Below are 19,771 nucleotides of genomic sequence, written 5' to 3' on the forward strand. Positions count from 1 at the left end.
ACACCATGCAACAACGCCAACTCGGCCCCTTCCAGGTCTCGGCCATCGGCCTGGGCTGCATGAACATCTGCCACGCCTACGGCGCGCCGGTTTCCGAACAGCAGGCCGAGCGTGTGCTGCTCGCCGCGCTGGACGCGGGCGTGACGCACTTCGACACCGCGGCGCTCTACGGCTTCGGGGCCAGCGAGACCCTGGTGGGCAAATACCTCTCGAAGCACCGATCGAAGTTCACCCTGGCCAGCAAGTGCGGCATGCAGGGCGTGCCGAACGAGCAAGGCGTGAAGGTGCGCGTGATCGACGGCCGGCCCGAGACGATCAAGGCCACCTGCGAGGACGCCTTGAAGCGCCTGCAGACCGAGGTGATTGACCTCTACTACCTGCACCGCTGGGACAAGCAGGTGCCCATTGAAGACAGCGTGGGCGCGCTGGCCGACCTGGTGCGCGCGGGCAAGATCCGCAGCATTGGCCTCTCCGAAGTCTCGGCCACCACCTTGCGCAAGGCGCACGCGGTGCACCCCATCGCGGCGGTGCAGACCGAGTACTCGCTCTGGACCCGCAACCCCGAGATCGCGGTGCTGCAGGCCTGCCGCGAACTGGGTGTGAGCTTCGTCGCCTTCAGTCCGGTGGCGCGCGGCTTCCTCTGCGGCCCCATGGACGTGAGCGCCTTCGAAGCCAAGGACATCCGCCGCAGCATGCCGCGTTTTGCGCCGGACAATTACGCCAGGAACCTGGCGCTGCTGCCGGCCTACAACGCCATCGCGGCCGAGGTGGGCTGCACGCCCGCGCAGCTGACGATCGCGTGGTTGCTGCACCAGGGCGATCACATCCTGCCCATCCCCGGCACGACGAGCGTGGAGCACCTGATGGACGACATCGGCGCGGCCAGCGTGGGGCTGTCGGCCGATGTGATCGCGCGCCTGAACGCGCTGATCAACCAGCACACCGTGCACGGAGACCGCTACACCGCCCAGGCCAACACCGAGGTGGACACCGAGGTGTTCTGAGACAAAAAAGACAACCGGCCAAGGCCGGTTGTCTTTGGCCAGGGCAGCGCTCAGCGCGCCTTCAGGAAGTCACCCACCTCCAGCAGCATCAGCTCGTTGTCGTCGGCCTGGTTGGGCTCGCGGCTGCTGGAGAACGGCAGGTTGTTGTCGTTACCCACCACGATGTGCGTCGCGTCCACCACGTCCACGTTTTCGATGGTGAAGAACGGGAAGGTCAGCACGCCGTTGGTCAGGGGCTTGCGCGAGAGCTTGTTCGGGTCGGCGATGGCCATGAGGTCGATGTGGCCGATCTTGCGCAGTGGGCCGCCCACGTTGGCCTCGCTCAGCTCGACCTTGACGATGCGTTTGAATTTCGCGAGGTCGTGGAAGCAGTCCGTGCGCTTCTGGCCTTCGGGGCAGGCCTTGTCGGCCGTGCCTTCGCCGTTGTCGCGCTCGATGATCAGGCCGGTGGTGGCGTCGATCATGTTGAAGTCGCCGATGGCGTGGTGGTTGGCGTCGAGCACGTACTTCCAGTGCCGGCCTGTCCACTGCTCGGTCCTCACGTCGAACTCCAGCACGCGCAGGAACTGCTTGCCGTCCAGGGTCTCTGGCGCCTTGGTGGCTTCGTCCCACAGCGCGCCTTCGAGCAGGGCGTAGAGCTTGCTGCCGTCGGGCGACGAGGCCAGGCCTTCGTAGCCCTTGGAGCGGCGCGACTGGAACTTCAGCTCGCCGTTGGGCGCGCCCGGGGTGGTGACCGAAGGGTGGTCCGGCGAGACGATGGTCTTGCCGTCCACCTTCGTTTCATGGACGGCCCGTACCCGGCCCTTCATGTCGGCCTTGATCAGGTACGGGCCAAACTCGTCGCCGATCCAGAAGTGCCCGCCAGCGATCTGGAAGCCTTCGGTGTCGAAATCGGAGCCGGTCAGGTAACGCTGCTTCGTGCCCTCGTGGACGATGCGGAACGGCACCTTCTTGTCGGGGTCGTGAAGGAACACGGTCTGCAGGCGCTTGAACTGGCCGCTCTTGAAGTCCACCGTGTAGCGGTTGAGGAACAGCGCGAAGTCGGGCGAGTTGGCCTTGGAGCCGGCGCCGTTGTCGGTCAGCAGCCAGAAGCTGCCATCGGCCAGGCGCTTGATGCCCGAGTGGCCCTGGATGGGCTGGCCCTTGAAGGGCAGCGACACACCGGTGGCGCGGCCGGCGGACTTGCCTTCGACGCTGCCGATCTTTTCGACCCGCTGGCCGGTGGTGAACTTACCGCTGACCTGCAGGTCGGCTGGCGCGTCCTTGGGTGCGGCGATGAACGTCTTCGCCGGCAGGATGGCGTGGCCCATGAGCGTGGCGGGGAAGGTGGTCTGGGCCTGGGCGCTGCCCAGAGCCAGGGTGAGCAGGGCGGGCAGAAGCCGGAGGGTGAAGTGCATGGTGTCGTCGGGGTGAGAGTTTGGATCGGCGGTGAAACCGCACAGCTGTGCAGCTTCGCCGTGCGCCATGAAACCCGGACGACAAGTGTGTGACGGGGCCGTGAAGGCCTGCTCAGGCGCCGCCGCGGAACAGCGAGAAGCCCCAGGCCGTGAACTTGAAGGGCAGGTGGAAGTGCTGCGTGGTGTCGGCGATGTGAAAGCGGTAGGGCACCACCTCCAGGAACGCCGGCTCGGGCACGGCCACGCCCTGTGCGCGGTAGAAATTGCCCACCTCGAACCGCACCTCGTAGCCACCGGCCGTGATGGCCTCGCTCATCAGCGCCGGGTGCTGCAGCAGGCCGTTGCCGCCCACGGCGCCCTCGGCGACCAGCGGCCCTTGCGGCAGGCCGTCCGGCCCCAGGCGCTGCACCGCCACGCGCAGGCCCGCCGCGACGCGGCCGCTGGCCACGTCCACACAGTGAATGGAGAGTCCGCCGTTCATGGGGCGCTCAGTTCAGCCGCGCGCCCGAGGCCTTCACCTCCGGCGCCCACTCGGTGACCTGGTCGCTCACGAACTTGGTGAACTCGGCCGGGCTCATCTTCTCGGTGCTCACCCCCAGGTCGGCCAGGCGCTTGGCCACATCGGGCCGCGACACCACGTCGGCCACGGCGGCGTTGACCTTGTCCACCACGTCTTTCGGCGTGCCGGCCGGTGCCGAGATACCGAGGAAGTTTTCCGCCAGCAGCTTGGGGTAGCCGGCCTCGACCACCGTAGGCACGCCGGGCGACATGGGCGAGCGGGTGCGCGAGGTCACCGCGATGCCGATCAGCTTGCCGTCTTTCATGTAGGGCACGTTCTGCGTCAGCGTGTCCACCGCGAACTGCAGCTGGCCGCCGAGCAGGTCGGTGTGCATGGGCGACGAGCCCTTGTAGGGCACGTGCTCCATCTTCAGCTTGTACTGGTTCTTGAACATCTCACCCACGATGTGGCCGATGGAGCCCATGCCGCCGCTGCCGTAGTTCACCGGCTGGCTCTGGGCGCTGATCCACTTCACCAGCTCGGGCATGGTCTTCGCCGGCACCGAGGGGTGCACCACGAACACGTTGGGCACCGAGCCGATGTAGGCGATGTGCGTGAAGCTCTTGACCGGGTCGTAGGGCGCCTTGTCCATCATGAACGGCGAGAGGCTCATGGGCGCGGTGTTCGACAGCAGGAGCGTGTAGCCGTCGGGCGCGGCCTTGGCCACTTCGTTGGCGCCGATGGTGCTGCCCGCGCCCGGCTTGTTCTCGACGATCACGGTCTGGCCCAGCTTCTCCTGCAGGCCGGGCTGCAGCAGGCGCGCCACGATGTCGGACGAGCCGCCCGGCGCGAAGGTGACGACGATCTTGATCGGCTTGGCCGGCCAGGCCTGGGCGTGGGCGGCGGGCAGGGCCAGCGACAGCAGGGCGCTGGCGGCGAGACAGGTGCGGGTGGCGTGTTTCATGGCAAACGTCCTTCGAGGTGGGTAAAGAGAAACGGCGGAAAAGCAGCGGGCTCAGTAGCCGAGTGCCCGGGGCAGGGTGGTGACGACCGCGGGGAAGAACATGCACAGCACCAGCACCGCGTACATCAGCGTGATGAAGGGCCAGGCGTTGCGCACCAGCTCGCGCATGGTCACGCCGGTCACGCCGCAGACCACGAACAGCACCACGCCGACGGGTGGCGTGAGCATGCCGATCACCAGGTTGAGCACGAACAAAAAGCCGAAGTGCAGCGGGTCGATGCCGTACTGCAGCGCGATGGGGTGCAGCAGCGGCACCAGCATGATGTAGGCCGCATTCGACTCCAGGAACATGCCCACCACAAACAGCAGCACCGATACCAGCGCGAGGAACACCAGTGGATCGGACGTCAGCCCGCGCAGCGCCTGCGACAGCGTCTGCGGCAGCAGGTCCACCGTCATCAGGTAGGTGATCACCGAGGCGAAGGCGATCAGCGCACCGACCACCGCCGAGGTGATGGCCGCGCGCACCACCAGGCCCGGCAGGTCGCGCACCGAGAGCTGGCGCGTGATGAAGAAACCGATGATCAGTGCATAGACCACGGCAATCGCCGCGCCCTCGGTGGCGGTGAAGGCGCCGCCCACGATGCCGCCGATCACCAGCACCGGCATGGCCAGCACCACCAGCGAGCGGCGCAGTTCGTGCAGCACATGGGCGATGCGGAAGGGCTCGCCCGTGACGGCCCAGCCACGCCGCGTGGCGATCCAGGAGCACAGCGCCATAAAGCCCACCGTGATGATCAGGCCCGGCACCACGCCGGCCATGAACATGCCGCCGACCGACACCGACGACCCCGCCATGAAGGCGTAGACGATCATGGCGCCGCTGGGCGGGATGATGGGACCCAGGTTGGCTGCGGCCGCCACGATGGCGGTGGCGAAACCCTTGTCGTAGATCCTGGAGAGCGAGGGCACGAGGATGGACGAGAGCGCGCTCGCGTCCGACACCGCCGCGCCCGACACCGTGGCCAGGCCCGCACCCGAGAGCATGGTCACGTGGGCCATGCCACCGCGCACCCGGCCCACCAGCGCGTTGGCCAGCCCGATCAGGCGCTCCACGATGCCGGCCTTGATCATCAGCTCGCCCGCGAGCATGAAGAAGGGGATGGACATCAAAGGGAACGAATTGACCGCGTGCATCATGCGCTGCGGCACCATGGAGAAATCGACCCCCGTGGCCCAGAGGGCGCCGAGCGCGGCGACGCCCATGGCAAAGGCGATCGGCAGGCCGAAGCAGGCCAGCAGCATGAAGCCGATGACGACGGCGGCGCTCATGTCGATGCCTCCATGAAATGTGTGGCGACGTTCATTCCGCACCTCCGGCGACCGCGAGGGGCGGCCCTTCGATGGCGATGCGCACCAGATGCAGGCCCGAGAGCAGGGCGCCGATACCCACCGGCGCAATGAACCAGCCCACGCTCCAGTCCAGCGTGGCCATGAGCTCGTCCCACTGTTCGGCCGCCACGCCCCACGAGGCCCAGGCGATCGCCAGCATCAGGGCCGCGCTGAGCGCCGCCGCGATCCGGCGCAGGCCGGTCTGCACCGGCACGGGCAGCTTAAGCACCACGATGTCGATGCCGATGTGCGCGCCCTGGCGAACGCCCAGCGGGATCGCCAGGAAGATGCTCCACACGAAGGCGAGGCGCGAGATCTCGTCGGCCCAGTCGATCGACAGGTTGAACCCGTAGCGCAGCAGCACCTGCGCCGAGACCACGCCCACCATGGTGCCCACGGCCACCAGCAGCAGCACCATGATCCCGTGGTCGAACGCGTGGAGCACGCGGCCCGGCCAGCGTGCCGTGTCGTAGACGACGGGCAGCACCGGGTGGCGCAAGACGGCTTCGCTCATGCCTCGCTCCTCAGCGCTTGGCCACTTCGGCCAGCACCTGATCGACCAGCTCGGCGCCGGCGCGTTTCTTCACCCCGTCGAGCACCGCCGCCATCGCCACCTTGCGCATCTCTTCCTTCACGGCCGGCGACACCTCGGTGTAGGTCATCTTGCCCTTGAGGCCGGCCAGGGCGCTGGCCTCGGTCGTGATGGCCAGCTTGCGCTGGTGGGCGATGGTGGTGGTCATGGCTTCGCGGATCAGCTTCTGCTGTTCGGGCTTCAGCTGCTCGAAGGCCTTCTTGCTGGCGACCACGGCGATGAAGTCGAAGAAATGGCCCGAGTTGCTCAGGTGCTTCTGCACCTCGCCGTAGCGGCTGGCGCTGATCACGGTGTACGGGTTCTCCTGCGCGTCCACCACGTGTTGTTCGAGCGCCGAGTACACCTCCTTGGCATCCATGGCCACCGGGTTGGCGCCGAGCGCGCGGAAGGTGGCCAGGTGGGTTTCGTTGGGTTGCAGGCGCAGCTTCATGCCCTTGAGGTCGGCGATGTTTTGCACCGGCGCCCGGCTGTTGGTGATGTGGCGCATGCCCAGTTCCATCCAGCCCAGGGCGATGAAGCCCTTGTCCTGCAGCTTCTTGTCGATGGCGTCACCGACCGGGCCGTCGATCACGCGGAAGGCGGCGTCGCGGTTGGCAAAGATGAAGGGCAGGCTCACCGCTTCCAGCTCGGGCGCGATGCGCGAGAGGAAGGCCGCGCCGACCCAGGTGATGGCCAGGGTGCCCGAGCGCACCGCGTCCACGTTTTCCTTGGCGCCACCGAGCTGCATGGCGGGGAACACATCCACCACCAGCTGGTTGTTGCTCAGGCGGGCCACCTCTTTCTTGAACACCTGTTCCACCGCCACGCTGCTGGGGTGCTCGACGGCGAAGTTGCCGGCGATCTGCAGCTTCTGCTGGGCGTGGGCGGGGGTGGCGGCCATCAGGGCGACGGCCAGGGACACGGGGGCGAGCAGGCGGGCAAAAGAGGGTGTTTTCATGGCGGTGCTTTCGAGGTGAGTGAAAAGGCGGGTATGGATCAGGGGGTGCGGCCTGCGGCGAGCAGGAGCGACAGGGCCGGGCTCAGGCCCCGGTTCGGTTTGAGCGGGGGCGCCGCAAAGCTGCCGCCGGTGGGGCGGTGCGGGCGCAGGGCGACCAGGCTTTCGGCATGGCGCACGGCGCTGGAGACGCCGTCCACCATGGGCACCGGCAGGCGCCCGGCCAGGCCGCGGGCCAGGCCCGCGAGCGGCGCGCCGGCCAGCACGATCACGTCGGCACCGTCTTCGTCCACACAGCGTTGCGCGAGCCGCACCAGGCGCTCGCCCTGGTCGGTCTGCACGCTGCCGATGTCGGCCAGCGGTTCGTCGAGCCCTCGGATGCTGGCCAGCCGGCCGGTGAGGCCGCTGGCGTGCACCGTTTCGCGGTACCAGGGACGGATGCGCTGCGAGATCGCCACGATGGAAAAGCGCTGGCCCAGCAGGCAGGCGCTGGCGAGTGCCGCTTCGGTGAGCCCGGTCACGGCGCAGGGCAGGGCTTCGCGCAGACCGCCCAGGCCGGGATCGCCGAAGGCCGCCACCACCACGGCGTCGTACCCCGCGTGGTGCTGCGCCGCCAGTTCGGCCGCGGCGTAGGCGCCGATCAGGGCCTCGAAGCGGGTCTCGATGTAGGCCACGCCGAAGGGCGCGGTCAGCACCGTGACCTCGGTCCCGGGCGACGCGCTGCGCATCGCCTCGGCGCGGATCAGGTCGGAGACGCTGTCCGAGATGTTGGGGTTGATGAACAGCAGCTTCATGGGGCGAGGCTCCGGGGCGCGCGGGGCAGCAGCGTGGGCGCGCCGCAGGCCAGAAAGCGGCCTTGGCCGGCGCGGGGATGGAAGGCCCCGTCCCACACCACCTCGCCGTTTGCAATCGTCGTGCCAGGCCAGGCGCGCAGGCGCTGGCCTTCGTAGGGCGTGTAGTCCACCGCGTGGTGCAGGTCGGCGTTGCGGATGACGCGCTCGCCCTCGTCCCAGATCACCAGGTCGGCGTCGCTGCCGATGGCCACCGTGCCCTTGCGCGGGTGCAGGCCGTAGGCCTTGGCCGGGTTCGTGGCGGTGAGTTCGACGAACTTCTCCAGCGTGATGCGCCCGCCCAGCACGCCCTCGGAATACAGCAAGGCCATCCGAGTCTCGATGCCGGGGATGCCGTTGGGGATGTGGCGGAACGGCACCTCTTCGCCGCCGGGCTTCTTGCCCTCTGGGTCGTCAAAGCGGAACGGGGCGTGGTCCGAAGAAAACACGGTGAACAGGCCATCGGCCAGGCCGTCCCAGATCACGGCCTGGTTGGCCTTGTCGCGCGGTGGTGGGCTGCAGACGCAGCGCGCGCCCTGGTAGCTGTCGTCCAGGCCCAGGTCGTCGGCGGTGAGGAACAGGTACTGCGGGCAGGTCTCGGCAAACACCTTGAGGCCACGCGAACGCGCCCAGCGGATCTGCTCCACCGCCTCGCGCCCGGACACGTGCACGATCAGGATCGGCACGTCCACCAGCTCGGCCAGCGACATCGCGCGGTGCGTGGCCTCGCGCTCCACCAGCATCGGCCGCGACAGGCCGTGAAAGCGCGGCGCGGTGCGCCCGGCGGCCTCCAGCCGTTTCGTCAGCCACTCGATGCAGTCGGCGTTTTCGGCGTGCACCATGGCCATGGCGCCGTGCTCGCGGGCCACCGCCAGCACGTCCAGCATCTGGCCGTCGTCGAGCTTGAGGTCGTCGTAGGTCATGTAGATCTTGAACGAGCTGTAGCCCTCGGCGATCAGCGCGGGCAGTTCCTGTGCCAGCACGGTGGGCGTGGGGTCGCTCACGATCAGGTGGAAGGCGTAGTCCACATGGGCGCGGCCCTCGGCGCGCTGGTGGTAGTCGGCCACGGCGGCGCGCAGGCTGCCGCCCTTGGCCTGGGCGGCGAACGGGATCACGGTGGTGGTGCCGCCACAGGCCGCGGCGCGGGTGCCGGTGTCGAAGTCGTCGGCCATGCGCAGCGGCGGGGCCATGGGCTGGTCGAGGTGGCAGTGGGCGTCCACGCCGCCGGGGGTGACGGTGCGACCGGCGGCGTCGATGTCCGTTGCGCCGCGCGGCAGCTCGCGGCCGAGCTGGGCGACGCGGCCGTCCCGCACGCCGATGTCGGCCAGGAACACGTCGCTGGCGGTGGCCACGCGGGCGTTGCGCACGACCAGGTCGAAGTCAAACGCGCTCATGGGAAAACCTCCACCCTTCGGGCTGCGGTGCGAGCTTGCTCGGGGCGGCCCAGCGCGGCGCTCATGCCGTGGCTCCCGCCTCGGCCAGGGTGCGCTCCAGGCGCCCGCGCATCACCTCGCACACCTGGCCCAGCGCCTCGTCGCGTTCCTGCGCCGGGTCGTTGTGCAGGCGGCGCTCGAAGCTGTCGAAGACCGAGGCCAGCGAGGCGTGCAGCCGCAGCGCCACGAGAAACGGGAAGCCGAAGCGCTCGCGGTAGCGGGCGTTCAGGGCGTGGAGCCGCTCCCAGTCGGCGTGGCTCAGGGCCAGCAGGCCCAGGCGGCCCTGCTCGGCGTTGGACTCCGGGGTCATGGTGCCGGCCACGGCCTCGCGCCCGGCCAGCTCGGGGTGTGCGCGCAGCAGCGCGAGCTGCTCGTCCAGCGGGGCGCTGCGGATGCAGCCCGCCAGCGCCTCGAACACCGCCTCGCGGGAGGCGAACGGGCGGCGCTGCCAGGCGCGCTGCACCACCCAGGGCGACAGCTCGACCACGCCGCCCAGGCGGGCGACAAAACCGGACTCGTCGAGCGCCTGCAGCGCGTCGAAAGGAAGGGGGTGTGGGTCGGTGGTGGACATCTTGGGCGCAGTTTGATGTCGCTTTGCGTTGCCGTCCATCGCATAATTTGATGTCAATCATTCGAATAAACAGCACGATGAGAAGCCTCAACAGTCCCCTGCACCCGAAAGCGTTGCGCTACGTGGCGGCCGTGGCCCAGCTTGGCTCGGTCCAGGCCGCCGCGCGCGAGGTGTCGATCTCTGCCTCGGCCATCGACCGCCAGATCCTGATCCTGGAAGAAGACCTGGGCGTGCCGCTGTTCGAGCGCCTGCCGCGCGGCATGCGGCTCACGGCTGCGGGCGAGCTGCTGCTGGCGCTGTCGCAGCGCTGGAAGGCCGACCTGAACCGCACGCTGTCCGACATCAAGCAGCTGCAGGGCGTGAACCACGGGCAGCTGCGCCTGGCCGCCATGGACAGCCACGCCAACGGCTTCCTGCCCGAGTTCCTGCAGACCGCGGCGCGCGAGCACCCGGGCATCGTGATCGACATCGAGATCGTCAGCCCCGACGACGCCGTGACCCACCTGCTCAGCGGCGACGTGGACATCGCCGTGGCCTTCAACCTCAAGCCCCAGCGCGACCTGAACCTGATCTGGAGCGCCGAGCTGCCGCTGGGTTGTGCGGTGGCGGCCGGGCACCCACTGGCCGCGCTCGCCGAGGTGGGCTTCAAGGACGTGGCGGCCTGGCCGCTGGCCGCGCAGAGCCGCGCGCTGGCGATTCGCCGCTACCTGGAAAAACGCCACGGCTGGCTGCTGCAGGAAGCGCGGCCGCCGCTGGTGACCAACTCGCTGCAGCTGGTCAAGAGCCTGGTGCGCAGCGGCAGCCACGTGGCACTGACCTCGGAGCTGGACGTGGGCCCCGAGGTGCTCGACGGCAGCGTGGTGTTCGTGCCCCTGCGCGACCGCAACGCGCAGGCGCAGAGCGTGTCGGTGGCCACCAGCGCGAGCCGCCCGCTGCCGCGCATCGCGCGCATCGTGGCCGAGTCGCTGGCGGTTCATGTGGACCTGCACCTGCAGCGGGTGCGCCAGGCCGGCGCCGATACAAAACGAAAGAAACCGCTACCGCGCTGACACCCTTGGCACGCTGGCCCCCGGCACCATCACGGTCATGTTCAACAGCTTCCTGAAAGGGACACCGTCATGAAAACCTGGATCAAACGCAGTCTCATCGGCTTTGCAGCCGCCACCGTCGTGCTCGGCGGTCTCACCGCCTGCGGTTCGCGCGGCGACCACGCCCGCGGCTGGAGCGACGAGCGCATCACCGAGGTGCGCGGCAAGGCCATCGAAAAAATCAGCGGCAAGCTCGACCTCAACGCCGAGCAGAAAGCCAAGCTCGGTGTGCTGGCCGACGAAATGATCGCCTCGCGCAAGGCCTTCAAGGGCGGCTCCGCCGACCCGCGCGCCGACATGAAATCGCTGGTGGCGGGCGACAAGTTCGACCGCATCAAGGCCCAGGCCCTGCTCGACCAGAAAACCCAGGTGGTGCAAGGCAACGGCCCCAAGGTGCTGGCCGCGTTTGGCGACTTCTACGACAGCCTGACCCCCGCGCAGCAACAGCAGGTGCGCGAGAAGATGGACCGGCGCGGTCATGGCTGGTGGGGCCGGGGCTGATCGCTCCATTGAAAGCACCGGCCATGTCGCCCGCTTTCCAGCCCATCCACCACCTGGCCCAGCAAAGCCGGGTTCACGCCCCGGCCTTGCTGGCCGGGGCCGACGACCCGCACGCCGAGCTGCTGGCCATGGTCTGGGGCCCGCGCTTCGACCGCCAGCACGCGCTCGACCTCTGGGCCCGGCTCTCGCAGCAGCAACCCGCCGAGGCCTTGCCACTGCTGCCCGCGCTGCTCTCGGCGGCCGACCGTTTCGACACCCTCGGGGTGCCGGTGCAGCACCGGCTGCGCCGCCTGATCGTGCGGCACCATGCGGCGGCGGCTCGGGGAGGCCCCGATTTGCCGCCGGGCCGCCCCAAGGCGAATCAACCCCCTTGGGGGGCAGCGACCCGCGCAGCGGTGGAGCGTGGGGGCCTGTCAGAATGACCCGATGAACCGCATCCTGCTGATCGACGACGACGAGCAACTCGGCCCGCCGCTGGCCATCTATTTCCAGCGTTTCGAGCTGCAGCTGGTGCACGCCACCCGCCCCAGCGAAGGGCTGGAGCGGCTGCGCAGCGGTGGCTTTGACGCCGCCATCCTCGACGTGATGCTGCCCGAGATGGACGGCTTCGAGCTCTGCCGCACCATCCGCAAGGACAGCGACATTCCCATCATCATGCTCACCGCGCGCGGCGAGGTGATGGACCGCATCGTCGGGCTGGAGATCGGTGCCGACGACTACCTGCCCAAGCCCTTCGAGCCGCGCGAGCTGGTGGCGCGCATCCAGACCGTGCTGCGCCGCCTGAAGCCCAACGGCAACGGCCACACGCCCGCGATGAGCGCCGCCCCCACGCTGCGCTTTGACGGGCTGGAGATCGACACCGCGCGCCGCAGCGTGATCCGGGAAGGTCAGGCGATCGAACTCACCGGCACCGAATACGAGCTGCTGCTCCTGCTGGCCCGCGAGCCCGGCAAGGTGTTCAGCCGCGACGACATCCTGAACCAGCTGCGCGGCCACGAGGCCGACCTCTACACCCGCGCGGTGGACATCGTGGTCAGCCGCCTGCGCAAGAAGCTGGAGCCGCTGGACTGCATCAAGACCCTGCGCAACGCCGGCTACTCGCTGGCGCTGCGGCGCCTGAACGTGTGACCCCGACATGACCGACGCCCCATCCCGCACAACTTCGTCGTGGAAGCGCGCCAAGCACCGCATCGCGCACTCCATCAAGCTGCGCATGGTGCTGGTGTTCCTGCTGCTCGCGGCCGGCATGACCTTCGTGTTTTTCACGGGCGCGCAGAAAGCGTTTTCCATGGGCTGGCGCGAGGCCGCGCGCCCGCTGCTCATGGACTACGTCGACCGCATCGCGGCCGAGATCACGAACGGCGGTCAACCCAGCGTGGAGCGCGCCCTGGCCGTCACCGAGCGCCTGCCGCTCACCGTGCGCATTGCCGGGCCGCAGGTGAACTGGGCCTCGCACCCCGGCCAGGCCGAGTCGGACTGGATGCGCGACAAACCCGATGACAGCGGGCCGCGCAACGGTGAGAAGAACGGCGAAAAATGGGGCGGCAGCAAAGACTGGAACGGCATCCTCCAGCGCGAGACCGCCGATGGTCACACCATCCAGTTCGGCATCAATGATGAGGTGTTCGTGCGCCGCCCGCGCTTGATCGGCTACGCGCTCACCTCGTTGCTCGTGCTCACACTGCTGGCCTGGCTCTACGTGCGCCGCCTGCTCAAGCCGCTGGACGCGATCGGCGAAGGCGCCCGCCGCTTTGGCGCGGGCGACTTCAGCCAGCCCATCCCCGAGCGCTGCCTGCACGGCCCCGACGAACTCGGCGAACTCGCCACCACCATCAACACCATGGGCCGCGACATCCACCGGATGCTCGAAGCCAAACGCGCGCTGCTGCTCGCCATCAGCCACGAGCTGCGCAGCCCGCTCACCCGCGCTCGGCTCAACACCGAGCTGCTGCCCGAAACGGCGGACGTGAACCCGCAGCGCGAGGCGCTGATGCGCGACCTGAAGGACATGGCCGGCCTGATCACCGACCTGCTGGAGAGCGAGCGTCTTTCGGCCAAACACGCCGCGCTGCAGCGCGAGCCGGTGGCGCTGGCCGCGCTGGCCCAGGAGGTCGTGGCCGAGGTGCTGGCGCGCCAGCCCATGCGCCCCGACGCCAGGACCGAGATCGCCTTCCACGCCGACCCGACCCTGCCCCCGCTCGCACTCGACCCGGCACGCATCCGCCTGCTGTTGCGCAACCTGCTGGACAACGCGCTGCGCCACAGCGCGGGCGCGCCGCTGCCGCCCGAGCTGCACCTGCGCGCCGAGGGAAAGGGCATCCAGATCGAGGTGCGCGACCACGGGCCCGGGGTGCCGGACGACCTGCTTCCGCACCTGGCCGAACCCTTCTTCCGGCCCGACACCGCACGCACCCGTGCCCAGGGTGGCGTGGGCCTGGGCCTGCACCTGTGCAAGCTGGTGGCGCAGGCGCACGGCGGCACGTTCGCGGTGCGCAACGCGCGCCCGGGCCTGGCGGTCACGGTGAGCTTGCCGGGTTGAGGCCACGCTGAACAAGCCGCCGCAGACCGCCCGCAGCAGGGATGCGCGCGCCACGATGAACGTGTTCAGCGTCGCCAAAACCCCCCTGGCGTTGACGCGGGTCAGACCGGGCGACCGCGCGATGTGCCATGCTGGACGCATGAACACCCGCACGCTGCCCGGCTTCGCCACCGCACCCACCCGCTTCCTGTTTTTCACCGGCAAGGGTGGCGTCGGCAAAACCTCGCTCTCCACCGCCACCGCCATCGCGCTGGCCGACGCGGGCCAGCGTGTGTTGCTGGTCAGCACCGACGCCGCGTCCAACCTCGACGAAATGCTGGGTGTGCCGCTGTCCAACCAGCCCGTGGCCGTGCCCGGTGTGCCGGGGCTGGACATGCTCAACATCGACCCCGACACCGCCGCCGAGGCCTACCGCCAGCGCGTGCTCGCGCAGCTCGAAGCCGGTGCCAGCGACGACGAGCGCCAGACCGTGCGCGAGCAGCTCTCGGGCGCCTGCACCACCGAGATCGCCGCCTTCGACGAATTCGCCGCGCTGCTGGCGGGCGAGGGCGGAGAAAGCGCCTACGACCACGTGGTGTTCGACACCGCGCCCACCGGCCACACCCTGCGCCTGCTGAGCTTGCCCAAGGCCTGGACCGGCTTCCTCGCCGGCAACGACCGCGGTGCCTCCTGCCTCGGCCCGCACTCGGGCCTGAAGATGCAGGAAGCGCGTTTCAATGCCGCGCTGCAGGCCTTGAGCGACCCCGCACTCACCACCGTGGTGCTCGTGACCCGGCCCGACCCGCGCCCCATGCAGGAGGCCGCGCGCACCGCCGAAGAGCTGCGCCAGCTCGGCCTGGGCAACCAGCGCCTGGCCGTCAACGGCGTGTTCCACGCCATCAGCGCCAGCGACCCCATCGCCAACGCCATCGAAGCGCTGGGCCGCCAGGCGCTGAGGGACATGCCCGACGCGCTCGCCCGCCTGCCACGCGACGAGGTGCCGCTGCGGGCTTTCGACACCGTGGGCCTGCCCGCGCTGCGGGCGCTGCTGCAGGGCGGTGACGTGACCGCCCCCGCGCCCCATGCGGCCACCCCCGCGCTGCCCGCCGAACCGTTGTCCCGCATGGCCGACGAACTCGCCGCCGTTGGCCACGGCCTCATCATGGTCATGGGCAAGGGCGGCGTGGGCAAGACGACCATTGCCGCCGCGCTCGCCGTGGGCCTGGTGCAGCGCGGCCACAGCGTGCACCTCACCACCACCGACCCGGCCGCCCACGTGGCCGAGGCACTGAACGGCAGCCTGGAGGGCCTCAAGGTCGGCCGCATCGACCCCAAGGCCGAGACCGCCGCCTACATCGCCAAGATCATGGCCACGCGCGGCAAGGCGCTGGACGAACCGGGCAAGGCCCTGCTGCTCGAAGACCTGCAGTCGCCCTGCACCGAAGAGGTGGCTGTGTTCCACGCCTTCAGCCGCGTGGTCAACGAAGCGCGCAGCGCCTTTGTGGTGCTCGACACCGCGCCCACCGGCCACAGCCTGCTGCTCATGGACGCCACCGGTGCCTACCACCGGCAGATGACGCGGCAGTACGAAGGCCAGGCCGAGAGCAAGGGTCTGCACATCATCACGCCGCTGATGCGCCTGCAAGACGGCAGCATGACGCGCGTGATCATCGTCACCCTGCCCGAAGTCACCCCGGTCAGCCAGGCCGCCGCGCTGCAGGACGACCTGCGCCGAGCCCAGATCGAACCCTGGGCCTGGGTCATCAACAAAAGCATCGCCGCCACCGGCACGACCGACCCGCTGCTGCAGGCGCGGCTGGCGGGCGAAATCCGGCAGACCGAGCGGATCGCGGGCGGGCTGGCGAAGCGGACGTTTGTGTTGCCGTGGTTGCCGGAGTCGCCGGTGGGGGTGCAAGCGCTGGGCGCATTGGTCCAGGCTTCCGGCCCATCTCCCGCGGCCTGATGGTCGGTGCGCTGGCGAACCGGTGATGCACCGGAAAGCCCGGATTCAAAACGGTGCCGCATGAAAACCCTCCCCCTCCGCCTCACCCCCGGCCAGGACCTGCGCGAAGCGCTCGAAGCCGCCGTGCGCGCCCAGGGGTGCCAGGCCGCGTTCGTGCTCTCGGGCGTCGGCAGTCTGGTGGATGCGCGCATCCGCTTCGCGGGGGCCGGCGAGCCGCTGCGCATCTGCGGGGACTCGGAAATCCTGAGCCTGTCGGGCACGGTGGGGGTGGGTACCACCGGCGATGGCGGACGGGGCCATTCGCATTTGCACATGGCCTTGGCGGCCGCCACGGGCGAGGTGTTTGGCGGCCATGTGGCGACGGGTTGCCGGGTGCGCACCACGGCCGAGGTGTTGCTGGCCCTGTTGCCCGAATGGGCGTTCACGCGCGAGCCGGACGCCGCCACGGGCTTTGCGGAGTTGGTGGTCAGGCCCAGCGGGGCCTGAGGCCTGCCAGGCCGGCTTCAGTTCCCGTCCAGGTCCGTCGGCGTGGCTGGCGGGGGGCGGAACAGCAGGCCAAGGCCGAAGGCCAGCGCGTCGGCGCCCATGGACGACAGGCGCATGACCACCGCCACACCCAGCGCGGTCTCGGTGCCGATCGCCGGGCCCATGAGGGTGAGCATCACGGCCTCGCGCACGCCCAGGCCACCGGGCGAACCCGGCACCAGAAAACCCGCGGTCCAGGCCACGGCGAACAGCAGGATCATTTCCAGCCAGTCGATTTCCGGGTGTTGAAACAGCTCGGAGGCCAGCAGCTCAACCACGCTGCCGAGCACGACAAACGAGAGGGCGATCAGCCCGGCCACCATGACGGCCGTGACCAGCCGGGGCTCGGCGAGCAACTGGCCACGTCCCAGCTTGCGGCTGAGGCCGGGAAGCAGGCGGTTGACCACGCGGACCGCCACGAAGGGCGATCCCAGCATGGTCACGGCGAGTGCCGCCAGGTAACCCGGGTGGTTGCTGTCGACCAGGCCTTCGTGCAGGTCGTTCACATAGAACATCAGCGCGGCCACCGCGAAGATGCCGCTGATGCCCAGCACCCAGAAGGTCTCCATGGCCATGGTGGCGATGGTTTTGCCGGCCGGCACGCCAGCCTGGGAGCCCAGCAGCACCCGGCCCGCGAAGTGGCCCACATTGCCCGGCAGGTACTTGCCCATCTGGGACACGGCGATGATCTGCAGCGACCGGCGATAGGGCAGGGCCACGCCCTGGTCGCGCAGCAGCAGCTTCCACATCAGGGCGATCAGCGGCACGCTGGTCAGGTTGCCCAGCACGGCCAGGCCGATGACCCACGCCGCCGCCCAGCCCCACTGCACCGGCGGTAGCTCGTGAAGGTTGTCCCAGAGCTGGAACAGGAAGTAGGCGCAGGAACCCAGCAGCAGGGCCAGGGCCATCAGCTTGAGGGCCCGGTAGCGGGCGGATCGAGGGGGTGTGCCGGCGGATTCTGCGGGCAAGGTCGACGCATCTGCGCGGGTCATGGGGGTGCGTCCAGGGACAAAGTCAAAGCGCGAAATTTTATCGGCTGGCGCTCCCACGATCCGATACCGGTCAACGGGCCTCTGGCGGGGTGCTCAGCTCGATGCGCTCACGCAGCCAGCGGTGCGCGGCGTCGTCCTGGTGGCGGCGGTGCCAGATCAGGTACATGGGCAGCGAAGGGCAGGGCGTGGGCACCTCGGCGCGCGCGAACTCGCTCAGAAAACGGCCGTGCAGCAGGGCGGGCGCGGTCGCCAGCAGCGGGCTGCCGCGCAGGAAGGCGGGCAGGCTGGCGAAGCCCGGCACCATGACCGCAAAGCGCCGGTGCAGACCCCGGGCTTCGAGTGTGCGGTCGAGGTGCAGCGTGCGCCGGGGTTCGTAGACCACCGTGATGTGGTCGGCCGCGAGGTACTCGGCCAGCGAATGCGGGCCTTCGCGCACCGCCGGGTCCCAGTAGACGCAGTAGCGGTCTTCGAAGAGGCGCTTCTGCACGATGTCGCTGCCCTCGGGCGGGCGCGGGCTGACGGCGAGGTCGCAGGCGCCGTCGCGCAGCATCTCCAGGCTGGGCACGTCGGACGGGATGATGCGCAGCGCCAGCCCGGGCGCCTGTTCGCGCAGCTGGCGGGCCAGCGCGGGCAGCAGCACCTCGCGCTGGAAGTCGTTGGCCGCGAGGGTCACGGTGCCCCTCCAGCGCTGGGGATCGAACGCACCGGTCTGGGCAAAGCCCTGCAGCTGACGCAGCAGCGCCCGCGCCTGCACGGCCAGCTCGCCCGCGCGCGCCGTGGCCACGATGCCACGCCCGCTCTTGACGAACAGTGCGTCGCCGGTGATCGCGCGCAGCTTGTCCAACTGGTGGCTCACGGCCGACTGCGTGACGCCCAGCGCCTGCGCCGCGCCGGTGATGCTGCCCGCTTCCACCACCGACACCAGCAGCTGCAGCAGCCGGGCATCGAGGTCCGACCAATCGAAATCATTCATGTGTTTGATGATCATTCATCTGTTTATCTTTGGCAATGGGCTGGGAACACTCGTGCCTTGACACACGTCAAACCACCCCACGCAGGAGACCGCAGTGAGCAAGACCATTCCCGGCACGACGCCGTTCGACGGCGGCGCGGCACAGAAGGGCTACGCCCTGAACAAGATGTGCTTTTCGTTCAATCACAAGGCCAACCGTGAAGCCTTCGTGGCCGACCCCGAGGCCTACATGCGGCAGCACGGCCTGAACCAAGAACAGGCGGAGGCCATTCGCTCCAAGCAGGTGCTGGCCCTGATCGCGGCCGGTGGCAACGCCTACTACCTGGCCAAGTTCGCCGGCATCTTCGGCCTGGACATGCAGGACATCGGCGCCCAGCAGACGGGCATGACCAAAGAACAGTTCAAGGCCAAGCTCGTGGCCGCGAACGACCAGTGCTGAACCAGGAGACACGAACATGGCACAACTCATCGGTGGCCTGGCCACATCGCACATCCCCGCCATCGGCGGCGCCATCCACAAGGGCCTGCAGAACGAGCCTTACTGGAAACCCTTCTTCGACGGCTTCCCGCCGATCCACCAGTGGCTGGGCAAGGTCAAGCCCGACGTGGTGGTGGTGTTCTACAACGACCACGGCCTGAACTTCTTCCTCGACAAGATGCCGACGTTTGCGGTGGGTGCCGCCGCGACCTACAGCAACGCCGACGAGGGTTGGGGCATTCCCACACTGCCGCCGATCCCGGGTTGCCCGGAACTCTCGTGGCACCTGATCAATGAGCTGATCGCCAAGGAATTCGACATCGTGACCTGCCAGGAGATGCTGGTGGACCACGCCTGCACGCTGCCGTTCAAGCTGTTCTGGCCCGAGCACGCCGTGGCGCCGGTGCAGATCGTGCCGATCGACATCAACACGGTGCAGTTCCCGTTGCCCACGGCCAAGCGGGTCTACAAGCTGGGCAAGGCGGTGGGCGAGGCGATTCAGAGCTGGCAGAGCGACAAGCGCGTGGCGGTGATGGCCACGGGCGGTCTGTCGCACCAGCTGGATGGCGAGCGGGCGGGTTTCATCAACAAGAAGTTCGACCTGCAGTTCCTGGACAGCATGGAAACGAACCCCGAGTGGGCGACGCAGTTCAGCGATCTGGAACTGGTGGAGAAGGCGGGCACGCAGGGCGTGGAGTTGTTGATGTGGCTGGCGATGCGGGCGGCGCTGACGGCCGGTGGTTCGGGGGTGCGCAAGGTGCACAGCAATTACCACATCCCGATTTCGAACACCGCTACCGGGGTGTTGGCGCTGGAGGCGGTCTGATCTGTTTTTGGGTTTTTGGTGGATGAAGGAGGGAGCCTTTGGCTCCCTTTTTCGTTCTGGCTTTTGTGCGGGTGCCGGGAGCGTCCGGTATCCGACTCCGCGAATGTCCCCCGGCGGCGGGAGGCCGCCTCCTCCTTTATTTCGCTGCGTCGGACACCGAACGCTCCCGGCACCGGCCGCAACGTTGGTGTGCTCACGCAGGCGTACCTTTCCGCAGGCGTCTCGCAGAGGTGGGGCGCACTGCGCAGCGAAGTAAAGGAGGAGGGTCCGGCCGCAGGCCGGGGCCGGGGG

Annotated in this window: 21 protein-coding genes; 10 read left to right on the forward strand and 11 right to left on the reverse strand. The window is 68.9% G+C overall.

All coding sequences use genetic code 11. The annotated features are described in order from the left end of the window. Positions 1-5 precede the first annotated feature (5 nt). Complete coding sequence (locus IV088_RS06235; RefSeq protein WP_291099226.1) at positions 6-1,004, forward strand: aldo/keto reductase; 999 nt, start codon at positions 6-8, stop codon at positions 1,002-1,004. Positions 1,005-1,054: 50 nt separating this feature from the next. Here IV088_RS06235 and IV088_RS06240 read toward each other — a convergent pair whose 3' ends face one another. The 9 genes from IV088_RS06240 to uraD form a co-directional block, all read right to left on the reverse strand. Beyond that, entirely contained in the window at positions 1,055-2,401 is a 1,347-nt protein-coding gene (locus IV088_RS06240) for an esterase-like activity of phytase family protein (RefSeq protein ID WP_291099229.1), read from the reverse strand. A 112-nt stretch (positions 2,402-2,513) separates the two neighbouring features. Then, the gene (locus IV088_RS06245) at positions 2,514-2,882 is read right to left on the reverse strand and encodes a hydroxyisourate hydrolase (protein WP_291099232.1); all 369 of its coding nucleotides are present in this window, start codon (positions 2,880-2,882) and stop codon (positions 2,514-2,516) included. A gap of 7 nt (positions 2,883-2,889) precedes the next feature. After that, the gene (locus IV088_RS06250; RefSeq protein WP_291099236.1) at positions 2,890-3,864 is read right to left on the reverse strand and encodes a tripartite tricarboxylate transporter substrate binding protein; all 975 of its coding nucleotides are present in this window, start codon (positions 3,862-3,864) and stop codon (positions 2,890-2,892) included. Positions 3,865-3,915: 51 nt separating this feature from the next. Next, positions 3,916-5,196, reverse strand: coding sequence for a TRAP transporter large permease (locus tag IV088_RS06255; RefSeq protein ID WP_291099239.1), 1,281 nt, complete (start codon positions 5,194-5,196; stop codon positions 3,916-3,918). 31 nt (positions 5,197-5,227) lie between these two features. Beyond that, a complete protein-coding gene (locus IV088_RS06260; protein WP_291099242.1) occupies positions 5,228-5,770 on the reverse strand; it encodes a TRAP transporter small permease in 543 nt (180 codons plus the stop codon). A gap of 10 nt (positions 5,771-5,780) precedes the next feature. After that, positions 5,781-6,785 (reverse strand): TRAP transporter substrate-binding protein, encoded by a 1,005-nt coding sequence (locus tag IV088_RS06265; protein WP_291099245.1) that lies wholly within the window; start codon positions 6,783-6,785, stop codon positions 5,781-5,783. A 38-nt stretch (positions 6,786-6,823) separates the two neighbouring features. Continuing rightward, positions 6,824-7,576: an aspartate/glutamate racemase family protein gene (locus tag IV088_RS06270; RefSeq protein WP_291099248.1), complete on the reverse strand. Its 753-nt coding sequence runs from the start codon at positions 7,574-7,576 to the stop codon at positions 6,824-6,826. Beyond that, positions 7,573-9,006, reverse strand: coding sequence for a dihydropyrimidinase (gene hydA / locus IV088_RS06275; protein WP_291099250.1), 1,434 nt, complete (start codon positions 9,004-9,006; stop codon positions 7,573-7,575). The genes IV088_RS06270 and hydA overlap by 4 nt, the downstream gene beginning before the upstream one ends. A gap of 61 nt (positions 9,007-9,067) precedes the next feature. Then, entirely contained in the window at positions 9,068-9,616 is a 549-nt protein-coding gene (uraD, locus tag IV088_RS06280) for a 2-oxo-4-hydroxy-4-carboxy-5-ureidoimidazoline decarboxylase (RefSeq protein ID WP_291099252.1), read from the reverse strand. Positions 9,617-9,693: 77 nt separating this feature from the next. Here uraD and IV088_RS06285 point away from each other — a divergent pair, with 77 nt between their 5' ends. The 7 genes from IV088_RS06285 (at position 9,694) to IV088_RS06315 (ending at position 16,172) form a co-directional block, all read left to right on the forward strand. Next, a complete protein-coding gene (locus IV088_RS06285) occupies positions 9,694-10,665 on the forward strand; it encodes a LysR family transcriptional regulator (RefSeq protein ID WP_291099255.1) in 972 nt (323 codons plus the stop codon). 69 nt (positions 10,666-10,734) lie between these two features. After that, positions 10,735-11,205 carry a Spy/CpxP family protein refolding chaperone gene (locus tag IV088_RS06290; protein ID WP_291099258.1) on the forward strand — a complete coding sequence of 157 codons (471 nt, stop codon included), beginning with the start codon at positions 10,735-10,737 and terminating at the stop codon, positions 11,203-11,205. Between the two features lie 23 nt (positions 11,206-11,228). After that, a complete protein-coding gene (locus tag IV088_RS06295; protein ID WP_291099261.1) occupies positions 11,229-11,627 on the forward strand; it encodes a hypothetical protein in 399 nt (132 codons plus the stop codon). A 4-nt stretch (positions 11,628-11,631) separates the two neighbouring features. Beyond that, on the forward strand, positions 11,632-12,333 hold the full coding sequence (locus IV088_RS06300) for a response regulator transcription factor (protein WP_291099264.1): 702 nt from the start codon (positions 11,632-11,634) through the stop codon (positions 12,331-12,333). A gap of 7 nt (positions 12,334-12,340) precedes the next feature. Continuing rightward, a complete protein-coding gene (locus tag IV088_RS06305) occupies positions 12,341-13,744 on the forward strand; it encodes a HAMP domain-containing sensor histidine kinase (protein WP_291099267.1) in 1,404 nt (467 codons plus the stop codon). 139 nt (positions 13,745-13,883) lie between these two features. Next, entirely contained in the window at positions 13,884-15,686 is a 1,803-nt protein-coding gene (gene arsA, locus IV088_RS06310; RefSeq protein WP_291099270.1) for an arsenical pump-driving ATPase, read from the forward strand. Between the two features lie 60 nt (positions 15,687-15,746). Beyond that, the gene (locus tag IV088_RS06315; RefSeq protein WP_291099273.1) at positions 15,747-16,172 is read left to right on the forward strand and encodes a PPC domain-containing DNA-binding protein; all 426 of its coding nucleotides are present in this window, start codon (positions 15,747-15,749) and stop codon (positions 16,170-16,172) included. Positions 16,173-16,189: 17 nt separating this feature from the next. Here the strand turns inward: IV088_RS06315 and IV088_RS06320 are convergent, their stop codons facing one another. Continuing rightward, positions 16,190-17,203, reverse strand: a complete 1,014-nt coding sequence (locus tag IV088_RS06320) for a lysylphosphatidylglycerol synthase transmembrane domain-containing protein (protein WP_291099276.1) — start codon at positions 17,201-17,203, stop codon at positions 16,190-16,192. A 70-nt stretch (positions 17,204-17,273) separates the two neighbouring features. Further along, positions 17,274-18,176 (reverse strand): LysR family transcriptional regulator, encoded by a 903-nt coding sequence (locus tag IV088_RS06325; RefSeq protein ID WP_291099279.1) that lies wholly within the window; start codon positions 18,174-18,176, stop codon positions 17,274-17,276. 94 nt (positions 18,177-18,270) lie between these two features. Here IV088_RS06325 and IV088_RS06330 point away from each other — a divergent pair, with 94 nt between their 5' ends. Both IV088_RS06330 and IV088_RS06335 read left to right on the forward strand, forming a co-directional pair. Next, positions 18,271-18,615: a protocatechuate 4,5-dioxygenase subunit alpha gene (locus tag IV088_RS06330; protein WP_291099282.1), complete on the forward strand. Its 345-nt coding sequence runs from the start codon at positions 18,271-18,273 to the stop codon at positions 18,613-18,615. 16 nt (positions 18,616-18,631) lie between these two features. After that, entirely contained in the window at positions 18,632-19,480 is an 849-nt protein-coding gene (locus IV088_RS06335) for a class III extradiol dioxygenase family protein (RefSeq protein WP_291099285.1), read from the forward strand. The last annotated feature ends 291 nt before the right edge of the window (positions 19,481-19,771 follow it).

This window comes from Hydrogenophaga sp. (genome assembly GCF_018780075.1).
Lineage (GTDB): Bacteria > Pseudomonadota > Gammaproteobacteria > Burkholderiales > Burkholderiaceae_C > Hydrogenophaga.

What these genes read in the sequence shown, in the direction of transcription:
- IV088_RS06260 (WP_291099242.1), bottom strand. Translation starts at nt 5,770, where the DNA reads ATGAGCGAAGCCGTCTTGCGCCACCCGGTGCTGCCCGTCGTCTACGAC.
- IV088_RS06270 (WP_291099248.1), bottom strand. Translation starts at nt 7,576, where the DNA reads ATGAAGCTGCTGTTCATCAACCCCAACATCTCGGACAGCGTCTCCGAC.
- IV088_RS06255 (WP_291099239.1), bottom strand. Translation starts at nt 5,196, where the DNA reads ATGAGCGCCGCCGTCGTCATCGGCTTCATGCTGCTGGCCTGCTTCGGC.
- IV088_RS06285 (WP_291099255.1), top strand. Translation starts at nt 9,694, where the DNA reads ATGAGAAGCCTCAACAGTCCCCTGCACCCGAAAGCGTTGCGCTACGTG.
- IV088_RS06300 (WP_291099264.1), top strand. Translation starts at nt 11,632, where the DNA reads ATGAACCGCATCCTGCTGATCGACGACGACGAGCAACTCGGCCCGCCG.
- IV088_RS06250 (WP_291099236.1), bottom strand. Translation starts at nt 3,864, where the DNA reads ATGAAACACGCCACCCGCACCTGTCTCGCCGCCAGCGCCCTGCTGTCG.
- IV088_RS06315 (WP_291099273.1), top strand. Translation starts at nt 15,747, where the DNA reads ATGAAAACCCTCCCCCTCCGCCTCACCCCCGGCCAGGACCTGCGCGAA.
- IV088_RS06265 (WP_291099245.1), bottom strand. Translation starts at nt 6,785, where the DNA reads ATGAAAACACCCTCTTTTGCCCGCCTGCTCGCCCCCGTGTCCCTGGCC.
- uraD (WP_291099252.1), bottom strand. Translation starts at nt 9,616, where the DNA reads ATGTCCACCACCGACCCACACCCCCTTCCTTTCGACGCGCTGCAGGCG.
- IV088_RS06325 (WP_291099279.1), bottom strand. Translation starts at nt 18,176, where the DNA reads ATGAATGATTTCGATTGGTCGGACCTCGATGCCCGGCTGCTGCAGCTG.
- IV088_RS06320 (WP_291099276.1), bottom strand. Translation starts at nt 17,203, where the DNA reads ATGACCCGCGCAGATGCGTCGACCTTGCCCGCAGAATCCGCCGGCACA.
- IV088_RS06305 (WP_291099267.1), top strand. Translation starts at nt 12,341, where the DNA reads ATGACCGACGCCCCATCCCGCACAACTTCGTCGTGGAAGCGCGCCAAG.
- IV088_RS06245 (WP_291099232.1), bottom strand. Translation starts at nt 2,882, where the DNA reads ATGAACGGCGGACTCTCCATTCACTGTGTGGACGTGGCCAGCGGCCGC.
- IV088_RS06335 (WP_291099285.1), top strand. Translation starts at nt 18,632, where the DNA reads ATGGCACAACTCATCGGTGGCCTGGCCACATCGCACATCCCCGCCATC.
- IV088_RS06290 (WP_291099258.1), top strand. Translation starts at nt 10,735, where the DNA reads ATGAAAACCTGGATCAAACGCAGTCTCATCGGCTTTGCAGCCGCCACC.
- IV088_RS06235 (WP_291099226.1), top strand. Translation starts at nt 6, where the DNA reads ATGCAACAACGCCAACTCGGCCCCTTCCAGGTCTCGGCCATCGGCCTG.
- hydA (WP_291099250.1), bottom strand. Translation starts at nt 9,006, where the DNA reads ATGAGCGCGTTTGACTTCGACCTGGTCGTGCGCAACGCCCGCGTGGCC.
- IV088_RS06295 (WP_291099261.1), top strand. Translation starts at nt 11,229, where the DNA reads ATGTCGCCCGCTTTCCAGCCCATCCACCACCTGGCCCAGCAAAGCCGG.
- IV088_RS06240 (WP_291099229.1), bottom strand. Translation starts at nt 2,401, where the DNA reads ATGCACTTCACCCTCCGGCTTCTGCCCGCCCTGCTCACCCTGGCTCTG.
- arsA (WP_291099270.1), top strand. Translation starts at nt 13,884, where the DNA reads ATGAACACCCGCACGCTGCCCGGCTTCGCCACCGCACCCACCCGCTTC.